Below are 19,960 nucleotides of genomic sequence, written 5' to 3' on the forward strand. Positions count from 1 at the left end.
CACTTCGTGCGCAACCGCTCCGAGCAGTTCGAAGCGCGTGTGGCGATGGTTCAGGTTCAGGAGTCGAACTCGATCTTCCTGCAGGGCATGGCCGGTTCGCGTATGCCGATCGCCATCGCTCACGGTGAAGGTCATGCCGAGTTCTCCAGCGAAGAAGCATTGCTGGAAGCGGATCTGTCGGGTTGTGTGGCGATGCGTTTTGTCGACAACCATGGCAAGGTCACTGAATCGTATCCGGCCAACCCGAACGGTTCGCCGCGCGGGATTACCGGTCTCACCAGCCGTGATGGCCGTGTGACGATCATGATGCCGCACCCGGAGCGTGTGTTCCGCGCCGTGCAGAACTCGTGGCGTTCGGAAGACTGGAACGAAGACGCACCTTGGATGCGTATGTTCCGTAATGCTCGTGTGTGGGTTAACTAAGCGTCGTGTACAAGCTTGGGTTTTTTGTTCCTGACAGTCATGTCGAGGTGGTCAAAGGGGCCGTGTTCGCTGCCGGTGGTGGGCGGATCGGTGACTATGACCACTGTGCTTGGCAGGTGCTTGGGTCTGGCCAGTTTCGGCCTTTGGATGGCAGTCAGCCGTTTATTGGTGAGGCGGGGCAGGTCGAGCGGGTTGAGGAATGGAAGGTGGAGCTTGTGGTGGCGGATGAGTTGATCGTGGCTGTTGTGGCGGCGTTGAAGCTCAGTCATCCGTATGAGACGCCGGCTTATGAAGTGTGGCGGCTGGAGGATTTCTGATCTTTCTGCCGCTGGAATGAGAAGCCCGCAGATGAGTGATTGTCTGCGGGTTTTTTGTTGCCGACGATTTGGTGGGCGACTTCATTCAACTGTGGGAGCTGGCTTGCCAGCGATGGCGCCCTTATAGGCGACCATGTTCTGGCTGGCTGTGTGAATATCTGTTTCTTCGGTTGCTGCGGCTTACGGTTTCGCCCTTACGGCGACTCACTTTTTTTACAAACGCCTAAATAAAGTAAGCAAAAAAACGCTTGCCCCAACGTCCGGCCCACTCGCTAACGCTCGGGGTTCCTTCGCTCCGGGTTTCATCCGGGGGCATCGCCTCCGGTTTGCTTCGCTGCACCTCCTCTCGATGAGTTCGACTTCGTCGAACGGCGCTGCGCGCCTACCCCCCGGATGAATCCCTCCACTCAGCCTGCCGACGGGGCCTGTGGATCAAGATCAAGAGCTGCAGCCGAGCTAACGCTCATCCTGTTGAGTGGTGAGGAGCGGGAGCGAGTTGGGGGTGCTGCTTTGCTTGCCAGCGAAGGCGGTTAGAGCGTGACGAAGCTATTCAGCAGGCTTCGCGTTTTCGTTATCCAGATACTCATCCAGGGTTAAGTCGTTGTCCCCGTCCTTGTTGTATTCCTTCCAAACCAACTCTCTCAGCGATTTGGCATAGCCTTTGGTGCCTTTGGCGAACTCTTCGAAAGTAAGGACTCCGTCCTTGTTTGCGTCCAGATTTTCGTAGGTTTTTTTCAGATGCTTTAGTTGTTTTTCGTCCGTCATTTTGTCAGCCATGTCGCAGCCATCCTTTACGAATTAAGTGCAGGGTTATCGAGGCTACGACATAAAAACTGCCTGATTCAGTCAACGTAATAACGTCGGTCGAGGCGGTCAACTGTCAGACCTGACAGTTGACAGTGCCGACAATGTGGGGGCGATTTCATTCCTGAATGCACTGGCTCACGTGTAGGAGCTGCCGAAGGCTGCGATCTGTTGATCCTGCTTTTGATGTTGAAACGTCAAAGTCAAAAGATCGCAGCCTTCGGCAGCTCCTACACGAGGGAGGCGATTCGCGTTGTTTAACTGGATGTGAGATCACCAGAACCTTCCCACAAGGTTTTCAGGTTGTCCGTCGGACGTCGGATCTTTAGTCTTTGGCTGTCACCGCAAATCGGTGATCGGGTGTGAGAACCCGGTAAGAGGTTTTAATCAAACGTCAGTAGCACCATAATCGCCGCCAGCTTATTTGCTGCCGGCAATGTTCTATGGCGGCTGTGTGCGGGCGGACTTCGGTTCGGCCGGGTTGATCTCTTACCGGTTTCTCACTCCGCACATAGCTGCCACCTCTTCGTCGCGTGAGAAACGACCAGTGATGGCTTCAATCATTTGATTAGAGATCATTGCAATGACCAAGCCCGTACCCGATCCACCCGAAACCAAAACCCCACTCGAAGAAGCCCTCCGCGCCGAAGACCAGGCCCGAAACCGCGAAGCCATCAAACGCGCCCTCGACTTCTACCTGTGCCCCGAACCCGCAAAACCCCGCCGACCAAGCACCATGTTCATGGTCTGCCCCGAAGTCGATACCGAAAGCTTGCTCGCCCACGCCTGCGAATCTCTAGCTTCGGCAAGCACCGCCGCCAGCAACTTCGCCAATGAGCTAAACGGTTCGCAACGCAGCACGGCACTAGGCATCCAGCAAATCGTCATGCTCGCCGAACTGGCTGTCAGCCGGGCACTGGATCGAGTCGACCCACAAACCTGACGACCGCGTCATCGTTCATCGCCAGCCGGTTGGCTCCCACAGTTGAAACGCATTCCCCTGTGGGAGCCGGCTTGCCAGCGATGAGGCACTGACAGGCGTCAGACGAGTTTCAGAGCGTCAGCAAACTCGGGAATTTTCCTACCAATCTTTCAGGTTGTCCCTCGGAAGTCGCATCCATACCTTGATCTGTCTCTGGCAAACAGCGAGCTGGGTAACGGGCTGTATCGCGTGAGCCATCGACATGACTTTGAGGTTCAAAAATGGAATTGCTACCTGTGGTCACTCCCCGCATCAACGCGAATACTGCCTTGGGAAAGGCATTGGTTTCGATGTTCAAATCAGTCGAAGCAGAATTGAGGCAGGAAAATGCCGATCCGGGTGCAGTCAAAATCATCGTCTTTGGTGGTTGCGCCGTACATCTCTACACAAATCATCGTGTTTCCGTGGATGTCGATGCGGAGATTTATGAAGCTTGCCTTCCGCCAGGGTTCGACCTTCAAGCGCTTCTTGCTCAAGTCCCGGAGCCTTTTATCGACGAACGCTCCGCTCGAGTGATGGAGCTGAACTACGACCTTCAGTACAACACAAGTTTTGGCCCGATCCATGAAGACTACTGGGCGCGAAGTATTCCCATGACTGAGTTTCCGGAGACGTCCCCGCTCCAGATTCACATCGCTGCTCCGGTGGATATTGCAATTACAAAACTTGGCAGGGCTACCGATCACGACGTTGCGGACATCAAGGCGCTTCTTAGGGCCGGTTTCATTCTGGCGAGTGATTTCCGGTGTCTGGCATTGCAAGCAATTGATGTATATGTTGGCAACAAAGAGCAACCTGCCTCAGTGCTCACCAATATCTTGCAGGACTACCTGGAGGAACCAGATGTCGAACTCTCTTGATGATCATGTCCTCTCTTCGGCATTGGATACGTTGGTCAGAAGACCGCTGGATCAAGCCGATGGGACAGCGCTGGTCAATGCAGCCAAAGAGGTCTGGTATTCAACATCCGATCTTGAGAGTGAGATATCAACATTTCTCAAATTTCACAGCGATGAAGTCGAGCTGCGCCGAGCGGCTTATCTACTGGAGCGATTTACTCGTTTCGCATGTGTATCGGATAGCCGCGTGTCGGAAACGCTCCATGCACTCGAGCTTTTCGCCGCCAAAACACCCAAGCAACACGTCGTTTCTCAACCCGCTGTTTTATTACGCAATCGTCGCGACGAGTTGGCGGTTGCTTGGGGTTTGACGGAAAGTCTGGGTTTGAAGGTTCAGGCGCTCATGCCGTACCAGACTCGGCATTACGAGGCGGAACAGCGCGCAAGAATGTCCTGAACTTGAGCTGCATGAAAAACCCGGCCAACGCCGGGTTTTTTGTATCAGTTGTTTCGAGTAGAGCCTGATGTAAAGGCTCAGACCTTGGCACTGACCTCGCTGCGATTGACCAGCGCCTCAATCGCCCCACTCAAACCCGCAGCCTTGTCCCCCACCAACAAATGCCAAACGCCACCTTCCAACTGGCTGACACCCTGACATCCCAGTTCTTTCAACTGCGCCTCGGACAGCGCCTTGCCATCCGCCAGCAGCAAGCGAATCCGGCTCATGGCGATGCAATCGAGTTGCAGCACGTTGTCGCCGCCACCCAGCGCATTCAGCCATTGCTGAGCTTCAGAACCCGCCATCACAACCGCTTTCGGTTCATCGGCAACCGCAACAGGCTCGGCAAGAACCGCACGCCCCAACGCCGGCATCGCCAGGCGAATCTCATCTGCAATGCTGTCAGCCATCGGCCCGACCACCACCTGCAAACTGCCACCCTTGCCCGGGCGCACGACTGCCATTGCGCCGAGCGCTTTCAGATCTGCATCGGATGCTTTGTTGCGATCGACCATCTCCAGTCGCAGACGGGTAGTGCAGGCGCCAACGGTCAGCAGATTCTCCGCACCACCGAGGGCTTTGATGTAGGCCCCGGCTCGTTGGTTTTCGGTGAGGACGGCTTTCTCAGCGGTCGCCACATCCTCACGCCCCGGCGTTTTCAGATTGAAGCGACGAATACAGAAATCAAACACCACGTAATACATAACCGCGTACGCCAGCCCGACAGGGACCACCAGCCAGCCGTTGGTGGACTTGCCCCAGCCCAGCACCATGTCGATAAACCCGCCAGAAAACGTAAAGCCCAAATGGATGTTCAGCGCATTGGTAATCGCCATCGACAACCCGGTCAGCAGCGCGTGCAGCAGGAACAGCAATGGCGCCAGAAACATGAAGGCGAATTCGATTGGCTCGGTCACGCCGGTCAGGAATGAAGTCAGGGCCATCGACAGGAAGATCCCGCCCATGACCTTGCGCCGCTCCGTCAGCGCGTTGCGGTACATCGCCAGGCATGCGGCGGGGAGGCCGAAGATCATCATCGGGAACATGCCGGTCATGAACTGGCCGCCCTTCGGATCGCCAGCGAAGTAGCGCGACAGGTCGCCGGTGACCAGTGCGCCGGTCGTTGGATCGGTGAAGTTGCCGAACACGAACCACGCCATGTTGTTGAGGATGTGGTGCAGGCCGGTGACGATCAGCAGACGGTTGAACACGCCGAAGACGAAGGCACCGAGGCTGCCGCTTTCCATCATCAGGGCGCCGAAGCTGTTGATGCCGTGCTGGATCGGCGGCCAGATGTAGCCGAACACCACGCCCAGGCCCACTGCGGCGAAGCCGGTGACAATCGGCACAAACCGCCGGCCACCGAAGAACGCCAGATACTCCGGCAGTTTGATGTCCTTGAAGCGGTTGTACAGCGCGCCGGCCATCAGGCCGCTGACAATGCCGGCGAGCATGCCCATGTTGATGCTCGCGTCGAGCACTTTGAGGGTGGAGATCATCACCAGATAACCGATCACCCCGGCCAGGCCTGCGGTGCCGTTGTTGTCCTTGGCGAACCCGACGGCGATGCCGATGGCGAAGATCATCGCCAGGTTGGCGAAGATCACTTGGCCGGCATCGTGGATGATCGCGATGTTCAGCAGGTCGGTGTCACCCAGACGCAGCAGCAGACCGGCAATCGGCAGGATCGCGATCGGCAGCATCAGCGCACGGCCGAGGCGTTGCAGGCCTTCGATGAAGAGTTGGTACATGGCGGTTCTCCTTCTTGTTGTTATTAGCGCAGAGGCCAATGTTGATGGCAGGCGTGACGCACCGCCGCAGCGCTGCTCAGCTTGAACAGGTCACGGGCGATGCGTTGGCATTCGGCTTCGTGCAACTGGCGCACGCGATCTTTGATCTCACCAATTTGCACCGGGCTGACCGACAGTTCGGTTACGCCGAGGCCGATCAATACCGGCGTTGCCAGTGGATCAGAGGCCAACGCACCGCACACGCCGACCCACCGTTTGTGCACCGCCGCGCCTTCGCAGGTCATGGCGATCAGGCGCAGCAGCGCCGGGTGCAAAGCGTCGACTCGTGCGGCGAGGCCGGCGTGGTCGCGATCCATGGCGAGGGTGTATTGGGAGAGATCGTTGGTGCCGATCGACAGGAAGTCTGCGTGCTCAGCCAGTTGTTCGGCTTGCAGTGCGGCGGCCGGGACTTCGATCATCACGCCGATTTCCGGGCGTTGCGTGATGTTCAGTTCCAGGCACAACGCATCGACGCGTTCGCGAATGTGCAGCAATTCGTCGACTTCGGTGACCATCGGCAACAGGATTCGGCAACGCTGCAACGGGCTGACTTGCAGCAGCGCGCGCAGTTGCTGATCGAGAATTTCCGGGCGGGCCTGAGCCAGACGAATACCGCGCAAGCCAAGCACCGGGTTGGCTTCAGCGGGCAGTGGCAGGTAGTCGAGTTGTTTGTCGCCACCAACGTCGATGGTGCGGATGATCACTGACTTGTCGCCCATCGCATCGATGACGGCTTGATAGGCGGCGCGCTGTTCTTCGACGTCTGGCGCGGTCTGGCGATCGACGAACAGGAATTCGGTGCGTAGCAGACCGACGCCGTCGGCACCGTTGGCAAAGGCGTCCGTTGCTTCAGCGCTGGAGGCGACGTTGGCGACCACTTCGATGGCCACGCCATTGCGTGTTTCGGCCGGCAGGTGCGCCTTGGCTTGTTGCGCGTCGCGGCGTTGTTGACGGTCGATTTGCGCTTGTTGAACTTCGGCCAGTCGTTCGGCATTGGGTGTCAGTTCAAGGCGACCGTTATCGGCGTCGAGCACCACCGCTTGGCCTTGTGGTTGTTCAAGCAATGCCGAACCCAAAGCAACCATGCACGGCAAACCTTTGCCCCGCGCCAGAATCGCCACGTGCGACGTCGCGCCGCCCTCGGCCATGCACAACCCGGCGACACCTTGGGCGCTGAGTTGCAGCAGATCCGACGGGGTCAGTTCATGCGCGGCGACAATGACACCGGCCGGCACGTCGTAATGCCAGGCTTCGCCGAGCAGGGCACGCAGCACGCGTTGCTTGAGGTCGCGCAGGTCGTTGGCGCGTTCGGCCAGCAGCGCGCTGCCGGTTTGCTGGAGCACTTCGCACTGCACATCAATCGACTGGCTCCAAGCGTGAGTCGCGGCAGAGCCTTGCTCGATGGATTGTTGCGCAGCGTCGAGCAGAGCTGGGTCTTCCAGCAGCGCCATGTGTGCGGCGAAGATTGCTTCTTCGTCGGTGTTTTTGTGCTTTTTCGCCTGGGCGAGGGTGCCGTCGATTTCGCTGCGTACCTGATTCAGCGCGGCTTCAAGTTTTTCCAGTTGCTCAAGCGGAGCATGATTGCCCGCATCCGCCGGCAAGTTGATTGCGTTCAAACGATACAGCGGCCCACCGACAAACCCCGGCGCAGCGCACACGCCATGCAACACGCCAGCCTCGGCCGGGCGTTTGCGCGGTGCTGCGCTGACCGGGGCGCTTGCGTGATGATCGTCCGGCAGGGCGGTGGCCAAAGCCGTGAGCAAGGCTTGCAGCGCGGCTTCGGCGTCCGGACCCTGACAACTGACTTGCACTTCGTCCTGCTCGCCGACCGCCAGTCCCATCAACCCGATCAGGCTGTTGCACGGCGCCGTTTTGCCGGCGAAGTGCAACTGCGACTGGCTCTTGAAGCCTTGTGCGGTCTGGCGAATCAGCGCGGCGGGGCGGGCATGCAAACCGCCGCGATGAGCGACCAGCACATGCCCGTGAACCTCAGGCCCGCCGAGTTCTTCAGCGTTGGTCGCCGCACTGTGGCGCGCGATGATGTGCAGCAACGGCTCGCCAACCTTCACCGCTTTGAGGGTGATTGGCCGCACTTGAAAATCCTGGCTGTTGGTCAGGATCAACAAGCTGACCAGGCTTTTGCACTGCTGGCCGACCTTGTCCAGGTCATAGCGCAACAGCGGCTGACCCTGGGTGACGCGCAAACCTTCCTTGACCAGCATCGAGAAGCCTTCGCCGTTCAATTCAACGGTGTCGAGACCCAGGTGCAGGAGGATTTCCGCGCCATTGTCGGCACGCACGGTGAGGGCGTGTCCGGTGCGCGCGACATGGATGATCACCCCGGCACACGGTGAATACAGGGTGTCGTTCAACGGGTCGATGGCAATGCCATCGCCCATCGCGCCGCTGGCGAACACCGCGTCCGGGACTTTGGCGAGCGTGAGCACCGGGCCGCTGAGCGGGGCGCTGAGGGTCAGCTCTTTATTGTTGTTGTGCATGGCTCGGTCTCATCAGGTGTGCAGTCAATCGGACTTAGTGCGTGCGGGTCACTTTGCTCAGGTGGCGCGGCTGATCCGGGTCCATGCCTCGGGCTACGGCCAGGCCTGCAGCCATCACGTAGAAACTCTGGATCGCCAGAATCGGGTCGAGGACCGGGTGCTCGGCGCGGCTCAGGGTCAGGTCGCGTTCGCTGACGTCGTCCGGCGCGGCCAGCAAGACGCGGGCGCCGCGTTGACGCATTTCTGCCGCCAGACTCAACAGCCCGGCCTGTTCGGCGCCGCGTGGTGCGAAGACCAGCAGCGGGTAGTGTTCGTCGATCAGCGCCATCGGGCCGTGACGGACTTCGGCGCTGCTGAAGGCTTCGGCCTGGATCGCCGAGGTTTCCTTGAACTTCAGTGCCGCTTCCTGGGCGATGGCAAAACCGGCACCGCGACCGATCACCATCAGGCGTTCGCAATCGCGCAGGGCATCAATGGCCACGCTCCAGTCCTGTTGTGCCGCTTCGCGCAGACCTTCGGGCAGTGCGTTATGGGCTTGCAGCAATTCGTTGTCCTCTTTCCAGTGCGCGATCAGACGAGCGCTGGCGCTGAGGGTGGCGATAAAACTCTTGGTCGCGGCGACGCTGCTTTCAGTACCGGCGAGCAGCGGCACGCTGAATTCACACGCGGCTTCCAGCGGCGAATCGGCGGCGTTGACCATGGAAACGCTGAGCGCCCCACGCTTGCGCAGCAGACGCAGACTGTTGACCAGATCCGGGCTCTGACCGGACTGCGAGAACGCGAAGGCGACCTGTCCGCTAACCTTCAGCGGCGCCTGCTGCATGGTCACCACCGACATCGGCAACGACGCCACCGGCACGCCCAATTGCTGCATGGTCAGGTAGGCGAAGTAGCTCGCCGCGTGGTCGGAACTGCCGCGCGCGACGGTCATCGCCACTTGCGGCGGCTGACGGCGCAGGCGCCCGGCGATCTCGATCAGTTGCGGGTCGAGTTGTTGCAGTTGGGCCTGCACGGCCTCGAACGAGGACAGCGCCTCTTCAAGCATTTTTGAAGTCAATGTCTTCTCCTTCGACCATGACGGCGGTCAGTGTGAGTGAGCGATCCAGCCGCACGGAGTCGGCCCAGGCGCCTGGTTCAAGGCGCCCGCGTTCGGTGATGCCGAGGTAGTCGGCGGGGAATTGCGAAAGTCGTTGCGAGGCTTCGGCGATGGGCAAACCGATCTTCACCAGGTTGCGCAGGGCCTGATCCATGGTCAGGGTGCTGCCGGCCAGCGTGCCGTCGGGCAGGCGCACGCCGCCCAGGCATTTGGTCACGGTGTGGCTGCCGAGCTTGTATTCACCGTCGGGCATGCCAGCGGCGGCGGTCGAGTCGGTGACGCAATACAGGCACGGGATCGAGCGCAGGGCCACGCGGATGGCGCCGGGGTGTACGTGGAGCAAATCCGGAATCAGCTCGGCGTACTTGGCATGGGCCAGTGCCGCGCCGACGATCCCCGGCTCGCGGTGATGCAGCGGACTCATGGCGTTGTACAAATGGGTGAAACTGGTGGCGCCGGCGTCGAGCGCGGCGACACCTTCCTCGTAACTGCCGAGGGTGTGGCCGATCTGCATGCGGATGCCACGGCGGCTGAGTTCACGGATCAAAGCGTCGTGGCCGGCGATTTCCGGGGCGATGGTGATGACCCGGATCGGCGCCAGCGCCAGATATTCTTCGACTTCGGCCATCAACGCGGTGTGGGCGAAGTTTGGTTGCGCGCCGAGTTTGCCGGGGTTGATGTAGGGGCCTTCGAGGTGCACGCCCAGGACTCGGGCACTGTTGGCCGGGCGCTGTTCGCAGAATTCGCCGACTGCCTTGAGTACGCTGGAAATCTCGGCACTCGGTGCGGTCATGGTGGTGGCCAGCAGCGAAGTGGTGCCGAAGCGCACGTGGGTTCTGGTGATGGTCTCGAAAGCGCTGGCGCCTTCCATGATGTCTTTGCCGCCACCGCCGTGAACGTGCAGGTCGATGAAGCCCGGCAGCAGATAAGGCAGATCGTTGTCCGCCGGATCGCAAGGCACGCCTTCGATCGACACGACTTTGCCGTGTTCGTGAATCAGCCGGCCGCGAACCCAGCCGTGAGCGGTGAGGATGTTGTCTTCAGACATTTCGGTTCTCGCTGTTTGACGTCTGCGCCCGGTTAGCGGCGCAGCTCTGCAACAAAGTCGTAGTAGTCGTTGCGGCAATAGGTGTCGGTGACTTCGATCGGCGTGTTGTCTTCCAGATAGCCGACCCGGGTCATCAGCAGCATGGCGGTGCCGGGGGCGATGCCGACCAGCGCGGCGAACTCGTCCGAGGCGTTGATCGCCTGGATGTGCTGCAAGGCGCGGACGATCGGTTTGCCGATGCCGTCGAGGTATTCGTAGAGCGAATCGCCCACCGCTTGCGGTTTGGGCATGATCGAGGCGGGCAGGGTGCTCATCTCGATGGCCATCACGGTGTCGTCGGCTTTGCGCAGGCGTTTCATGCGCGCGACCTTGTCGTTCGGCGACAGGCTCAGGCGAATCAGTTCTTCGTGGGTCGGCAGGGTGATTTCCCGCTCCAGCCATTGCGAGCTGGGCACGAAGCCCTTGAGGCGGAGCATTTCACTGAAGCCGGAGAGGCGGGAGAGGGGTTGCTCCAGACGTGGGGTGATGAAGGTGCCGGAACCTTGCAAACGACGGATCAAACCTTGATCGAGCAGAACTTCCAGTGCCTTGCGCGCTGTCACCCGGGAGATGCCCAACTGTTCGCTGAGATTGCGCTCGGATGGCATCGCCTGTTCGGCTTTCCACTGCCCGGCATGAATGGCCGCTTCCAGGTTGCGCGCCAGTTGCAGGTACAGCGGCGTCGGCTGGGAATCGTCAGGGCGTAGGACGTGGAGGTCATTCATGTAGGTCATTTCCGGCGCGAGTATAGGATTGTTGTGGCGCGCTTGTGAGGCGGAAATTAATACCACTTGAATACCATGTCAACGCAGGTAAATGGCCGTTGGCCCAATGAAATGGCGGGTTTTAGGGGGGGGTGGTTTTAAGTGGTATTAGCGGGTGGCTTTAAAAAGCAAAAGATCGCAGCCTGCGGCAGCTCCTACAGTGGGAAGTGGTATCAACCCTGTAGGCGCTGACGCAGTCTGCGATCTTTTGATTTATTTTTTCGAGAGCGACCAAAGGTCGGTCGTTAAGGGCGGATCTCGATCATCGTGCCGTCCGGCACCAAGCCCCAGACTTCGCGCATGTCCATGTTGCGCATGGCGATGCAGCCGTCGGTCCAGTCCAGGGTGTGGAACAGATCTTCGGGCGTTTCTTCCGAGTCCGGCGTGCCGTGGATCATGATCATGCCGCCAGGCTCGACGCCTTCACGCCGGGCACGCGCCGAATCGCTGATGTTCGGGTAAGAAATGTGCATCGACAGATTGAATTTTTCGCTGGTCTTGCGCCAGTCGATCCAATAGAAGCCTTCAGGTGTGCGCTTGTCGCCTTCAATCAGTTTCGGACCTTTTTTTGCTCCCTTGCCCAGAGAGATGCGATAGGTCTTGAGTGGCTTGCCGTCGACGATCAACTGCAGTTGATGAGCCGATTTGAGCACCAGTACTTTTTCGATGAGAGGAGTATTCGACGGCGTCACGGTGGTCACGAATGACGCTTGCGAGACCGTGACGAACGACAGGCAAAACAGGGCAAGCAACCAGCGCATTGAAACGATTCCCCAAGGAGTGACGCAGATATTTTATTTATAGAGGCTTTTAGGTGATGGCAGGCTGGGCCAGCGGCGGAATCGATTCGGAACGAACCGGATAGACCTCGGCGCGCCGGTCAGCGAAGAAGCATTCTAGGGTACGGCCCACCGTGCGGAAAGCCAGTTCGTCCCAGGGGATGTCGGCTTCGTCGAATAGTTGTACTTCCAGGCTTTCGGGGCCGGCGGCAAAATCCAGATCGACCAGTTCGGCGCGGAAGAACACATGCACCTGGCTGATGTGCGGCACATCGATCAGGGTATAGATGCTCAGGTTACGCACCCGGGCGCAGGCTTCCTCGGCGGTTTCGCGGGTCGCGGCTTGCTCGATCGTTTCGCCGTTCTCCATGAATCCGGCGGGCAACGTCCAGTAACCGAGGCGCGGTTCGATGGCGCGGCGGCAGAGCAACACTTGAGTGCCCCAGGTCGCGACGCAACCGGCAACGATATTGGGGTTCTGATAGTGAATGGTCTGACAGCTATCGCAGACAAATCGCAGCCGCGAGTCGCCTTCGGGAATGCGCTGTGTCACCGGGTTACCGCACTGGCTGCAAAATTTCATGCTGGGGTTCCTGAATGCTGCGCCTATCTTGGCGTGCAGCGGTGCCGGTCGGCAAGTTGTCGTTTCGCGACACGGCAAGATTCAGGGGCTTGGGCGGTCGCAATGATTGGTGCATGATGCAGGGCAAGGCACAGATCGAGAACACTCATGCTGGACGAGCTACTGCATCGGGTAAGCAACCACACACCGCGCACGCTGGAGACCGACACACGTTTCCCCGAGGCCGCCGTTCTGGTGCCGATCACCCGCAGTGACGAGCCGGAACTGGTATTGACCCTGCGCGCCAGCGGTCTCTCGACTCACGGCGGCGAAGTCGCCTTCCCCGGTGGACGCCGCGATCCCGAAGACCCCGATCTGATTTTCACTGCCCTGCGCGAAGCCGAAGAAGAGATCGGCCTGCCGCCGGGACTGGTCGAAGTGATCGGCCCGCTCAGTCCGCTGATCTCCCTGCACGGTATAAAGGTCACGCCTTATGTCGGCGTGATCCCCGATTTTGTCGAATATCTGGCCAACGATGCGGAAATCGCAGCCGTATTCAGTGTGCCACTGGAATTCTTCCGCAAAGACCCTCGCGAACACACCCATCGCATCGACTATCAGGGGCGCAGTTGGTATGTGCCGAGCTATCGATACGGTCAATTCAAGATCTGGGGGCTGACAGCGATCATGATCGTCGAGTTGATCAATCTGCTCTATGACGCGAAAATCAGCCTGCATCAGCCGCCTAAAAGCTTTATCAACACCTGAAAGCCATCGCTCGAATGGCCCTTCATCGTGAGCCCTGAGGAAAACAAGATGAAATACCGCTTGGGCGACGCCCGTGTCGAAACCCATCCACAGAGCTGGGTCGCCCCCAACGCCGTGCTGGTGGGCAAGGTCAAGCTGGAAGAGGGCGCCAACGTCTGGTTCAACGCCGTGCTGCGCGGCGACAACGAACTGATCCTGATCGGCAAGAACAGCAACGTCCAGGACGGCACGGTGATGCACACCGACATGGGTTTTCCGCTGACCATCGGCACCGGCGTGACCATTGGCCACAACGCCATGCTGCATGGCTGCACAGTCGGCGATTACAGCCTGATCGGCATTAACGCGGTGATTCTCAACGGCGCGAAGATCGGCAAAAACTGCATCATTGGCGCGAACTCGCTGATCGGTGAAGGCAAGGAAATTCCCGACGGTTCGCTGGTCATGGGTTCGCCGGGCAAAGTCGTGCGAGAACTGACCGAGCCACAGAAGAAGATGCTCGAAGCCAGCGCCGCGCACTATGTGCATAACTCCCAGCGTTATGCGCGTGATCTGGTTGAGCAGGAAGAATGAACACGCCTGAAAGACCTGTGAAATCACCCTGCGTGAATATCTGTGCGCTGGACGAGGATGATATTTGCACGGGCTGCCAGCGCACGGTCGAGGAGATTACCCGTTGGAGCCGGATGAGCAATGACGAGCGGCGGGCAGTGTTGGGGTTGTGTCATGAGCGGGCGAAGGCGAGTGGGTTGGTGTGGATGATCCCTTCGAAGTCGTGATCGACTTGAGAATGCCCTCACCCTAACCCTCTCCCAGAGGGAGAGGGGACTGACCGAGGTGTCTTTCGCTATACGCCGACTTGGCATACCGAGTCGAACTCAGGTTTCGAAACGCACCCGATCTGCTCCCTTTCCCCCTCGCCCCCTTGGGGGAGAGGGCTGGGGTGAGGGGGTGGCTCTTGATCTGCCGGTCAAGTAACCTGTGCGCCAATCTGCCAGGTCGCCTCCATGATTTTCCTCATCGCCTATATCAGCAGCGTCGTGCTGATCAACTTCGCCTTCTCCACCGCGCCCCACCTGGACATCATCTGGTCGGCCTGGGGTGGTTTGGTGTTCGTGCTGCGCGACATGGTGCAAACCCGCTTTGGTCATGGCGCCATCGTGGCGATGCTGGCGGCACTGGTGCTGTCTTACGTCACGTCCGATCCGTCCATTGCCCTGGCCAGCGCCACGGCGTTCGCGGTCTCCGAGTGCATCGACTGGCTGGTGTTCAGCATCACCAAGCGGCCGTTGCGCGACCGTTTGTGGATCAGTTCGGCGCTGAGCATTCCCCTCGATACCTTCATCTTTTTCGGCATGATCGACCTGCTGACGCCACCCGTGATCATCACCGCGCTGGCCTCGAAATTTGCCGGCGTCACCGCCGTCTGGCTGATCATGGCCTGGCGTGATCGCAAACAGGCCGTCGCCAGCTGAAGCCAAACCCTCGGGTTCATGTAAAATGCCGCGCTTTCTCCCCATGGAAAGCGCGTCTGGCGTTGCTTTCCTCGATGATCCGCTTCTTTGAGGACCTGAGATGACCCGTATCGGAACTCCATTGTCGCCAACCGCGACCCGCGTATTGCTGTGTGGCTGTGGTGAGTTGGGCAAGGAAGTGGTGATCGAGCTGCAACGCTTGGGCGTTGAAGTGATTGCCGTCGACCGTTACGCCAACGCGCCGGCCATGCAAGTCGCCCATCGCAGCCACGTGATCAACATGCTCGACGGTGCGGCCCTGCGTGCAGTCATCGAGGCCGAGAAACCGCACTTCATCGTGCCGGAAATCGAAGCCATCGCCACCGCCACTCTGGTCGAGCTGGAAGCTGAAGGCTTCACCGTGATCCCGACCGCCCGTGCCGCGCAACTGACCATGAACCGCGAAGGCATCCGTCGTCTGGCCGCTGAAGAGCTGGACCTGCCGACCTCGCCGTACCACTTTGCCGACACCTTCGAGGACTACAGCAAAGCCGTTCAGGACTTGGGTTTCCCATGTGTCGTGAAACCGGTGATGAGTTCGTCGGGCAAAGGCCAAAGCCTGCTGCGCAGCAACGATGACGTGCAGAAGGCCTGGGACTACGCCCAAGAGGGCGGCCGCGCGGGCAAAGGTCGGGTGATCATCGAAGGCTTTATCGATTTCGACTACGAAATCACTCTGCTGACCGTGCGCCATATGGGTGGCACTACGTTCTGCGCGCCAGTGGGTCACCGCCAGGAGAGGGGCGATTACCAGGAATCCTGGCAGCCACAGGCCATGAGCCCGATTGCGCTGGCGGAATCCGAGCGCGTTGCCAAAGCCGTGACCGAGGCGCTGGGCGGCCGTGGTCTGTTTGGCGTCGAGCTGTTCATCAAAGGTGATCAGGTGTGGTTCAGCGAAGTGTCGCCGCGCCCGCACGACACTGGTCTGGTCACACTGATTTCCCAGGATCTGTCGCAGTTCGCCTTGCACGCTCGGGCCATTCTCGGCCTGCCAGTGCCGCTGATCCGTCAGTTCGGGCCATCGGCTTCGGCGGTTATTCTGGTGGAAGGTCAGTCGACCCAGACGGCATTCGCCAACCTTGGCGCTGCGCTGAGCGAGCCGGATACCGCGCTGCGTCTGTTCGGCAAGCCTGAGGTCAATGGTCAGCGCCGCATGGGCGTGGCATTGGCGCGTGATGAGTCGATCGAGGCCGCTCGTGCCAAGGCGACCCGCGCTGCTCAGGCTGTTGTCGTAGAACTCTAAACCGAGGCGCGGCATTCGCGAGCAGGCTCGCTCCCACTGGGAAATGCATTCCAAATGTGGGAGCGAGCCTGCTCGCGAAGCTTTTGATCTTCTGTCAGGCAATCTGATTCAGATCGTTATTCCTCGTTTCCTTCAAACACAGCACCGCAATCACACTCAGCACCGCCGCTGCCGACACATACCCGCCGACATAACTCAAACCACCCATCGCTACCAGTTTCTGCGCAAAGAACGGCGCCGCCGAGGCTCCGACAATGCCGCCGAGGTTGTAGGCTGCCGATGCGCCCGTATAACGCACGTGAGTCGGAAACAGCTCCGGCAACAGCGCACCCATCGGGGCGAATGTCACGCCCATCAAGAACAGCTCGATGCACAGGAACAGCGCCACGCCCCAGGTCGAGCCTTGAGTCAGCAGCGGTTCCATCAGGAATCCGGACAGAATCGCCAGCACGCCGCCGATGATCAGCACCGGTTTGCGCCCGTAACGGTCACTGGCCCAGGCCGACAGCGGTGTCGCGGCCGCCATGAACAGTACGGCAAAGCACAGCAGGCCAAGGAACGTCTCACGGCTGTAACCCAGAGTGGACACGCCGTAGCTCAGGGAAAACACCGTCGAGATATAGAACAGCGCGTAGCAGACAACCATCGCCGCCGCGCCCAGCAGCGTCGGTACCCAATACTGGCTGAACAGCTCGACCAGCGGCACTTTCACTCGCTCCTGACGGGCGATGGCATTGGCGAATACCGGGGTTTCGTGGAGTTTCAGGCGTACGTACAGGCCGACCATCACCAGTGCCGCGCTGAGCAGGAAAGGAATCCGCCAGCCCCAGCTGCGGAACTGCTCGTCGCTCAGCGTCATGGCCAATGTCAGGAACAGGCCGTTAGCCGCGAGAAAGCCAATCGAAGGGCCGAGCTGCGGGAACATGCCGAACCACGCGCGCTTGCCCTTCGGCGCGTTTTCCGTGGCCAGCAATGCGGCTCCGCCCCATTCGCCGCCCAATCCCAGGCCCTGACCGAAACGCAGCACGCACAACAGAATCGGTGCCCAGGCCCCGATGCTGGCGTAACCCGGCAGCACGCCAATCAGCGTTGTACAAACCCCCATCAACAGAAGCGAAGCGACCAGCGTCGATTTACGTCCGATGCGATCACCGAAATGGCCGAACAGCGCCGAGCCTAGCGGGCGGGCAAGGAAGGCAATGCCGAAGGTGAGAAACGCCGAGAGCATCTGCGCGGTGCCGGAGGTCTGCGGAAAGAACACCGGTCCGATCACCAGTGCGGCGGCCGTGGCGTAAACGTAGAAGTCGTAGAACTCGATGGCCGTGCCGATGAAGCTCGCCGTGGCCACGCGGGTGGCAGAGTTGGTCGGCTGGGCAGGCGCGGTGTCGCTGTAAGCGGTACTGGTGGTCATGCGGTGATCCCTGACAGTCATATGCTCCGTTGGAGCGAATTATTATGGTGGAGTACCCAGGGATGTGGGATGAGGCGCGAGCGCTGTTTCGAGTAGGAACAGTCGTCGGTGTGATGCGGAAACAGTCGAGACCTGTTTAGTGCTGGGTAAGCACAGGGTCGGCGGCGCTTGGGTAAGCGCCCCGATTATAGGAAGGTGGCTAACGATTGAACAAGCGCAAAAGATCCCAGCCTTCGGCAGGTCCTGCAGGCGCATTCCAAATGTAGGAACTGCCGAAGGTTCCGGCCGCGTTCGGACTATCTTTTGATCTTTACCTGGCAGGCACCACAGCGGGCACCGAACTCGTATGCCAGATCAATACCCTGCTTACCCGGTTCTCCTCGGTTTCGAGAATCTCCAGGCGATATCGACCGATCTTCAGGCAAACCGCACTCTCCGGAATGGTTTCCAGCGCCTCGGTCACCAACCCGTTGAGGGTTTTCGGTCCATCGCTGGGCAAATGCCAACCCAGGCATTTGTTCAATTCGCGAATCGAGGCGGTGCCGTCAATCACCATGCGGCCATCGGGCTGCGGATGAATGTGCGGATTATCGAGGCTGTGCTCGCTTTCGAATTCGCCGACAATCTCTTCGAGAATGTCTTCCAGTGTGACGATGCCGAGCACTTCGCCGTACTCGTCCACCACCATGCCCAAACGCCGCTGCTGCTTATGGAAATTCAGCAGTTGCAGTTGCAGGGGCGTGCTTTCCGGGACGAAGTAAGGCTCGTAACTGGCGGCCAGCAGCGCTTCGCGGGTCAGGCTATCGTCGTTCAACAGGTGGCGGATCTGGCGGGTATTGAGCACCGCTTCGACCTGATTGATGTCGCTGTGGAACACCGGCAGGCGCGTGCGCTTGGTGTTGCGCAGTTGTTCGATGATGTCTTCTATCGGGTCGTCGAGATTGATGCCGTCGACGTCACTGCGCGGTACCAGAATGTCATTGACCGTAATGTTGTCCAGCGCGTGAATGCCCGAGACCGGGTGCAGGCGAATCGGGTGTTCGGGATCGTCATGTCGATCAGCCTGCACATCGTCTTCGCTTTGTTGCACTACTTGGGCTTTGCGCGCAAACGGACGCATCAGCAAAGCGCTGATCCGGCTGAACAGCCAGGCAAGCGGATAAATGATCTTGAGCGGCACGGCCAGCAGGGTATTGCCGAATGCCAGTACAGCGTCGGGATAACGCTGGGCGAGGGTGCGCGGAAAGTAATCGGTGAACACCAGCAGTATTGCGCCGGCACCCAGGGACGCCGCCCAAGGACCGTTTTCTTCACAGAGGAAAATCGCCAGCAGCGTCGCAATCACCACGGCGAGCGCACGGCACAGGGTGTTGCACAGGATCAGGCTGTCGAGCGGGAAGCTCAGCTTCGCCAGCGGTTTATCGCTGGCGCGCGAGGCGGTGCGTTGCGCGAGCAGATGCTGCTGCGCGATTTCGACGGCGGTAAACAGCCCCGACCATAAAATCAGCAGGACAAATACCGCGAGCATCGGCCCTATGGGCAAACCGTCCATTTATTGCCGCCCGTCAGATATGCAGGATGTATTCACGAACCAGTTTGCTGCCGAAGTACGCCAACATCAGCAGGCAGAAACCGGCGAGAGTCCAGCGAATCGCCTTGTGGCCGCGCCAACCGAGACGATTACGACCCCACAGCAGCACGCTGAAGACAATCCAGGCCAGGCACGCCAGCAAGGTTTTGTGGACCAGATGCTGGGCGAACAGGTTCTCGACGAACAACCAGCCGGAGATCAACGACAGCGACAACAGCGTCCAGCCGGCCCAGAGGAAACCGAATAGCAGGCTTTCCATGGTTTGCAGCGGCGGGAAGTTCTTGATCAGGCCGGACGGGTGCTTGTGCTTGAGTTGGTGGTCTTGCACCAGCAGCAACAAGGCCTGGAATACGGCGATGGTGAACATGCCGTAGGCGAGGATCGACAACAGGATGTGGGCGAGGATGCCCGGCTCTTCATCGATGATCTGTACGGTGCCGGCCGGGGCAAACTGCGCCAGCAGCACGGTGGCCGCGCCCAGCGGGAACAGCAGTACCAGCAGGTTTTCCACCGGAATTCGCGAGCACGCCAGCAATGTCAGGGCAATCACGGCGGCGGCAATCAGGCTGGCGGCGCTGAAAAAGTCCAGGCCCAGACCGATCGGCGTCAGCAGGTGGGTGAGCAGGCTGGCGCTGTGGGCCAGCACGGCGAGGACGCCGAGCGAAACCAGCAGGCGCTTGTTCGCCTTGGCGCCGGTGGCCAGACGAGTGCCTTGATAAAGGGTCGCAGCGGCATATAGAAGGGCGGCGGCGAGTGTGGTCAGCAAACTGGGTGACAAGGGGAGCATAAATCCTGTTAGGCAAGCCCGAAAGGCGCTGAGTTTGGCATAGAACCGCCACACCACGAAAGTGCGAGGTGTCCGCCCGGCGCAGTCTTCGCTATAATCCGCGACCTGCCCACGCCGCAGGCTCGCCGAGCACATGTTGATTCCGGTCTGGGCCGCCATTATCCCGGTCTACACAGGGCCTGAAAGGATCGCGCAATGTTTGAAAA

At 59.7% G+C, this 19,960-nt stretch carries 21 protein-coding genes; 10 read left to right on the plus strand and 11 right to left on the minus strand.

Annotation, left to right across the window (positions count from 1 at the left end):
• Both ACIOVB_RS24220 and ACIOVB_RS24225 read left to right on the plus strand, forming a co-directional pair.
• The coding region (locus ACIOVB_RS24220) for a phosphoribosylformylglycinamidine synthase subunit PurQ (RefSeq protein ID WP_401271904.1) at window positions 1-423 on the plus strand (423 nt) is incomplete at its 5' end.
• A gap of 5 nt (window positions 424-428) precedes the next feature.
• Window positions 429-740 carry a YqfO family protein gene (locus ACIOVB_RS24225; RefSeq protein WP_102356444.1) on the plus strand — a complete coding sequence of 104 codons (312 nt, stop codon included), beginning with the start codon at window positions 429-431 and terminating at the stop codon, window positions 738-740.
• Window positions 741-1,286: 546 nt separating this feature from the next.
• On the opposite strand, the gene ACIOVB_RS24230 is transcribed toward ACIOVB_RS24225, so the two are convergent.
• A complete protein-coding gene (locus ACIOVB_RS24230) occupies window positions 1,287-1,517 on the minus strand; it encodes a hypothetical protein (RefSeq protein ID WP_401271905.1) in 231 nt (76 codons plus the stop codon).
• 610 nt (window positions 1,518-2,127) lie between these two features.
• On the opposite strand from ACIOVB_RS24230, the gene ACIOVB_RS24235 reads away from it, so the two are divergent.
• The 3 genes from ACIOVB_RS24235 (at window position 2,128) to ACIOVB_RS24245 (ending at window position 3,822) form a co-directional block, all read left to right on the plus strand.
• Window positions 2,128-2,487 carry a DUF6124 family protein gene (locus ACIOVB_RS24235; protein ID WP_401271906.1) on the plus strand — a complete coding sequence of 120 codons (360 nt, stop codon included), beginning with the start codon at window positions 2,128-2,130 and terminating at the stop codon, window positions 2,485-2,487.
• Between the two features lie 260 nt (window positions 2,488-2,747).
• The gene (locus ACIOVB_RS24240; RefSeq protein WP_401271907.1) at window positions 2,748-3,386 is read left to right on the plus strand and encodes a DUF6036 family nucleotidyltransferase; all 639 of its coding nucleotides are present in this window, start codon (window positions 2,748-2,750) and stop codon (window positions 3,384-3,386) included.
• A complete protein-coding gene (locus ACIOVB_RS24245) occupies window positions 3,370-3,822 on the plus strand; it encodes a hypothetical protein (protein ID WP_187680022.1) in 453 nt (150 codons plus the stop codon). The genes ACIOVB_RS24240 and ACIOVB_RS24245 overlap by 17 nt, the downstream gene beginning before the upstream one ends.
• Window positions 3,823-3,899: 77 nt before the next feature.
• On the opposite strand, the gene nagE is transcribed toward ACIOVB_RS24245, so the two are convergent.
• From nagE to ACIOVB_RS24280, 7 genes are all read right to left on the minus strand, one after another.
• Window positions 3,900-5,615 carry an N-acetylglucosamine-specific PTS transporter subunit IIBC gene (gene nagE, locus ACIOVB_RS24250; RefSeq protein ID WP_401271908.1) on the minus strand — a complete coding sequence of 572 codons (1,716 nt, stop codon included), beginning with the start codon at window positions 5,613-5,615 and terminating at the stop codon, window positions 3,900-3,902.
• A 23-nt stretch (window positions 5,616-5,638) separates the two neighbouring features.
• Window positions 5,639-8,152, minus strand: a complete 2,514-nt coding sequence (gene ptsP / locus ACIOVB_RS24255) for a phosphoenolpyruvate--protein phosphotransferase (protein ID WP_401271909.1) — start codon at window positions 8,150-8,152, stop codon at window positions 5,639-5,641.
• Window positions 8,153-8,186: 34 nt separating this feature from the next.
• A complete protein-coding gene (locus ACIOVB_RS24260; protein ID WP_187680019.1) occupies window positions 8,187-9,209 on the minus strand; it encodes an SIS domain-containing protein in 1,023 nt (340 codons plus the stop codon).
• A complete protein-coding gene (gene nagA, locus ACIOVB_RS24265; RefSeq protein ID WP_401271910.1) occupies window positions 9,190-10,296 on the minus strand; it encodes an N-acetylglucosamine-6-phosphate deacetylase in 1,107 nt (368 codons plus the stop codon). Before nagA ends, ACIOVB_RS24260 begins: the two co-directional genes overlap by 20 nt.
• A gap of 32 nt (window positions 10,297-10,328) precedes the next feature.
• The gene (locus ACIOVB_RS24270; RefSeq protein WP_370872606.1) at window positions 10,329-11,060 is read right to left on the minus strand and encodes a GntR family transcriptional regulator; all 732 of its coding nucleotides are present in this window, start codon (window positions 11,058-11,060) and stop codon (window positions 10,329-10,331) included.
• A gap of 284 nt (window positions 11,061-11,344) precedes the next feature.
• Window positions 11,345-11,860, minus strand: coding sequence for a murein L,D-transpeptidase family protein (locus tag ACIOVB_RS24275; protein WP_187680016.1), 516 nt, complete (start codon window positions 11,858-11,860; stop codon window positions 11,345-11,347).
• A 49-nt stretch (window positions 11,861-11,909) separates the two neighbouring features.
• A complete protein-coding gene (locus ACIOVB_RS24280; protein WP_187680015.1) occupies window positions 11,910-12,461 on the minus strand; it encodes an NUDIX hydrolase in 552 nt (183 codons plus the stop codon).
• A gap of 147 nt (window positions 12,462-12,608) precedes the next feature.
• Between ACIOVB_RS24280 and ACIOVB_RS24285 the strand changes: the two genes are divergently transcribed.
• The 5 genes from ACIOVB_RS24285 to purT all read left to right on the plus strand — a co-directional run bounded on the left by ACIOVB_RS24285 (window position 12,609) and on the right by purT (window position 15,965).
• Window positions 12,609-13,208, plus strand: a complete 600-nt coding sequence (locus tag ACIOVB_RS24285; RefSeq protein WP_401271911.1) for a CoA pyrophosphatase — start codon at window positions 12,609-12,611, stop codon at window positions 13,206-13,208.
• Between the two features lie 48 nt (window positions 13,209-13,256).
• The gene (locus tag ACIOVB_RS24290; protein WP_034154816.1) at window positions 13,257-13,781 is read left to right on the plus strand and encodes a gamma carbonic anhydrase family protein; all 525 of its coding nucleotides are present in this window, start codon (window positions 13,257-13,259) and stop codon (window positions 13,779-13,781) included.
• A complete protein-coding gene (locus ACIOVB_RS24295) occupies window positions 13,778-13,987 on the plus strand; it encodes a DUF1289 domain-containing protein (RefSeq protein ID WP_401271912.1) in 210 nt (69 codons plus the stop codon). Before ACIOVB_RS24290 ends, ACIOVB_RS24295 begins: the two co-directional genes overlap by 4 nt.
• Window positions 13,988-14,215: 228 nt before the next feature.
• Window positions 14,216-14,683 carry a preQ0 transporter gene (locus ACIOVB_RS24300; RefSeq protein ID WP_187680012.1) on the plus strand — a complete coding sequence of 156 codons (468 nt, stop codon included), beginning with the start codon at window positions 14,216-14,218 and terminating at the stop codon, window positions 14,681-14,683.
• 100 nt (window positions 14,684-14,783) lie between these two features.
• Entirely contained in the window at window positions 14,784-15,965 is a 1,182-nt protein-coding gene (gene purT / locus ACIOVB_RS24305; RefSeq protein ID WP_401271913.1) for a formate-dependent phosphoribosylglycinamide formyltransferase, read from the plus strand.
• Window positions 15,966-16,059: 94 nt separating this feature from the next.
• On the opposite strand, the gene ACIOVB_RS24310 is transcribed toward purT, so the two are convergent.
• The 3 genes from ACIOVB_RS24310 to ACIOVB_RS24320 all read right to left on the minus strand — a co-directional run bounded on the left by ACIOVB_RS24310 (window position 16,060) and on the right by ACIOVB_RS24320 (window position 19,754).
• Window positions 16,060-17,376 (minus strand): MFS transporter, encoded by a 1,317-nt coding sequence (locus tag ACIOVB_RS24310; protein ID WP_401271914.1) that lies wholly within the window; start codon window positions 17,374-17,376, stop codon window positions 16,060-16,062.
• A 310-nt stretch (window positions 17,377-17,686) separates the two neighbouring features.
• Complete coding sequence (locus tag ACIOVB_RS24315) at window positions 17,687-18,928, minus strand: transporter associated domain-containing protein (protein ID WP_401271915.1); 1,242 nt, start codon at window positions 18,926-18,928, stop codon at window positions 17,687-17,689.
• A 13-nt stretch (window positions 18,929-18,941) separates the two neighbouring features.
• Window positions 18,942-19,754: an inner membrane protein YpjD gene (locus tag ACIOVB_RS24320; protein WP_187680008.1), complete on the minus strand. Its 813-nt coding sequence runs from the start codon at window positions 19,752-19,754 to the stop codon at window positions 18,942-18,944.
• Between the last annotated feature and the right edge of the window lie 206 nt (window positions 19,755-19,960).

It is taken from the genome of Pseudomonas sp. NPDC087639, from assembly GCF_044743385.1.
Classification (GTDB): Bacteria; Pseudomonadota; Gammaproteobacteria; order Pseudomonadales; family Pseudomonadaceae; genus Aquipseudomonas.

What these genes read in the sequence shown, in the direction of transcription:
- ACIOVB_RS24230 (WP_401271905.1), bottom strand. Translation starts at nt 1,517, where the DNA reads ATGGCTGACAAAATGACGGACGAAAAACAACTAAAGCATCTGAAAAAA.
- ACIOVB_RS24235 (WP_401271906.1), top strand. Translation starts at nt 2,128, where the DNA reads ATGACCAAGCCCGTACCCGATCCACCCGAAACCAAAACCCCACTCGAA.
- ACIOVB_RS24240 (WP_401271907.1), top strand. Translation starts at nt 2,748, where the DNA reads ATGGAATTGCTACCTGTGGTCACTCCCCGCATCAACGCGAATACTGCC.
- ACIOVB_RS24245 (WP_187680022.1), top strand. Translation starts at nt 3,370, where the DNA reads ATGTCGAACTCTCTTGATGATCATGTCCTCTCTTCGGCATTGGATACG.
- nagE (WP_401271908.1), bottom strand. Translation starts at nt 5,615, where the DNA reads ATGTACCAACTCTTCATCGAAGGCCTGCAACGCCTCGGCCGTGCGCTG.
- ptsP (WP_401271909.1), bottom strand. Translation starts at nt 8,152, where the DNA reads ATGCACAACAACAATAAAGAGCTGACCCTCAGCGCCCCGCTCAGCGGC.
- nagA (WP_401271910.1), bottom strand. Translation starts at nt 10,296, where the DNA reads ATGTCTGAAGACAACATCCTCACCGCTCACGGCTGGGTTCGCGGCCGG.
- ACIOVB_RS24270 (WP_370872606.1), bottom strand. Translation starts at nt 11,060, where the DNA reads ATGAATGACCTCCACGTCCTACGCCCTGACGATTCCCAGCCGACGCCG.
- ACIOVB_RS24275 (WP_187680016.1), bottom strand. Translation starts at nt 11,860, where the DNA reads ATGCGCTGGTTGCTTGCCCTGTTTTGCCTGTCGTTCGTCACGGTCTCG.
- ACIOVB_RS24280 (WP_187680015.1), bottom strand. Translation starts at nt 12,461, where the DNA reads ATGAAATTTTGCAGCCAGTGCGGTAACCCGGTGACACAGCGCATTCCC.
- ACIOVB_RS24285 (WP_401271911.1), top strand. Translation starts at nt 12,609, where the DNA reads ATGCTGGACGAGCTACTGCATCGGGTAAGCAACCACACACCGCGCACG.
- ACIOVB_RS24290 (WP_034154816.1), top strand. Translation starts at nt 13,257, where the DNA reads ATGAAATACCGCTTGGGCGACGCCCGTGTCGAAACCCATCCACAGAGC.
- ACIOVB_RS24295 (WP_401271912.1), top strand. Translation starts at nt 13,778, where the DNA reads ATGAACACGCCTGAAAGACCTGTGAAATCACCCTGCGTGAATATCTGT.
- ACIOVB_RS24300 (WP_187680012.1), top strand. Translation starts at nt 14,216, where the DNA reads ATGATTTTCCTCATCGCCTATATCAGCAGCGTCGTGCTGATCAACTTC.
- purT (WP_401271913.1), top strand. Translation starts at nt 14,784, where the DNA reads ATGACCCGTATCGGAACTCCATTGTCGCCAACCGCGACCCGCGTATTG.
- ACIOVB_RS24310 (WP_401271914.1), bottom strand. Translation starts at nt 17,376, where the DNA reads ATGACCACCAGTACCGCTTACAGCGACACCGCGCCTGCCCAGCCGACC.
- ACIOVB_RS24315 (WP_401271915.1), bottom strand. Translation starts at nt 18,928, where the DNA reads ATGGACGGTTTGCCCATAGGGCCGATGCTCGCGGTATTTGTCCTGCTG.
- ACIOVB_RS24320 (WP_187680008.1), bottom strand. Translation starts at nt 19,754, where the DNA reads ATGCTCCCCTTGTCACCCAGTTTGCTGACCACACTCGCCGCCGCCCTT.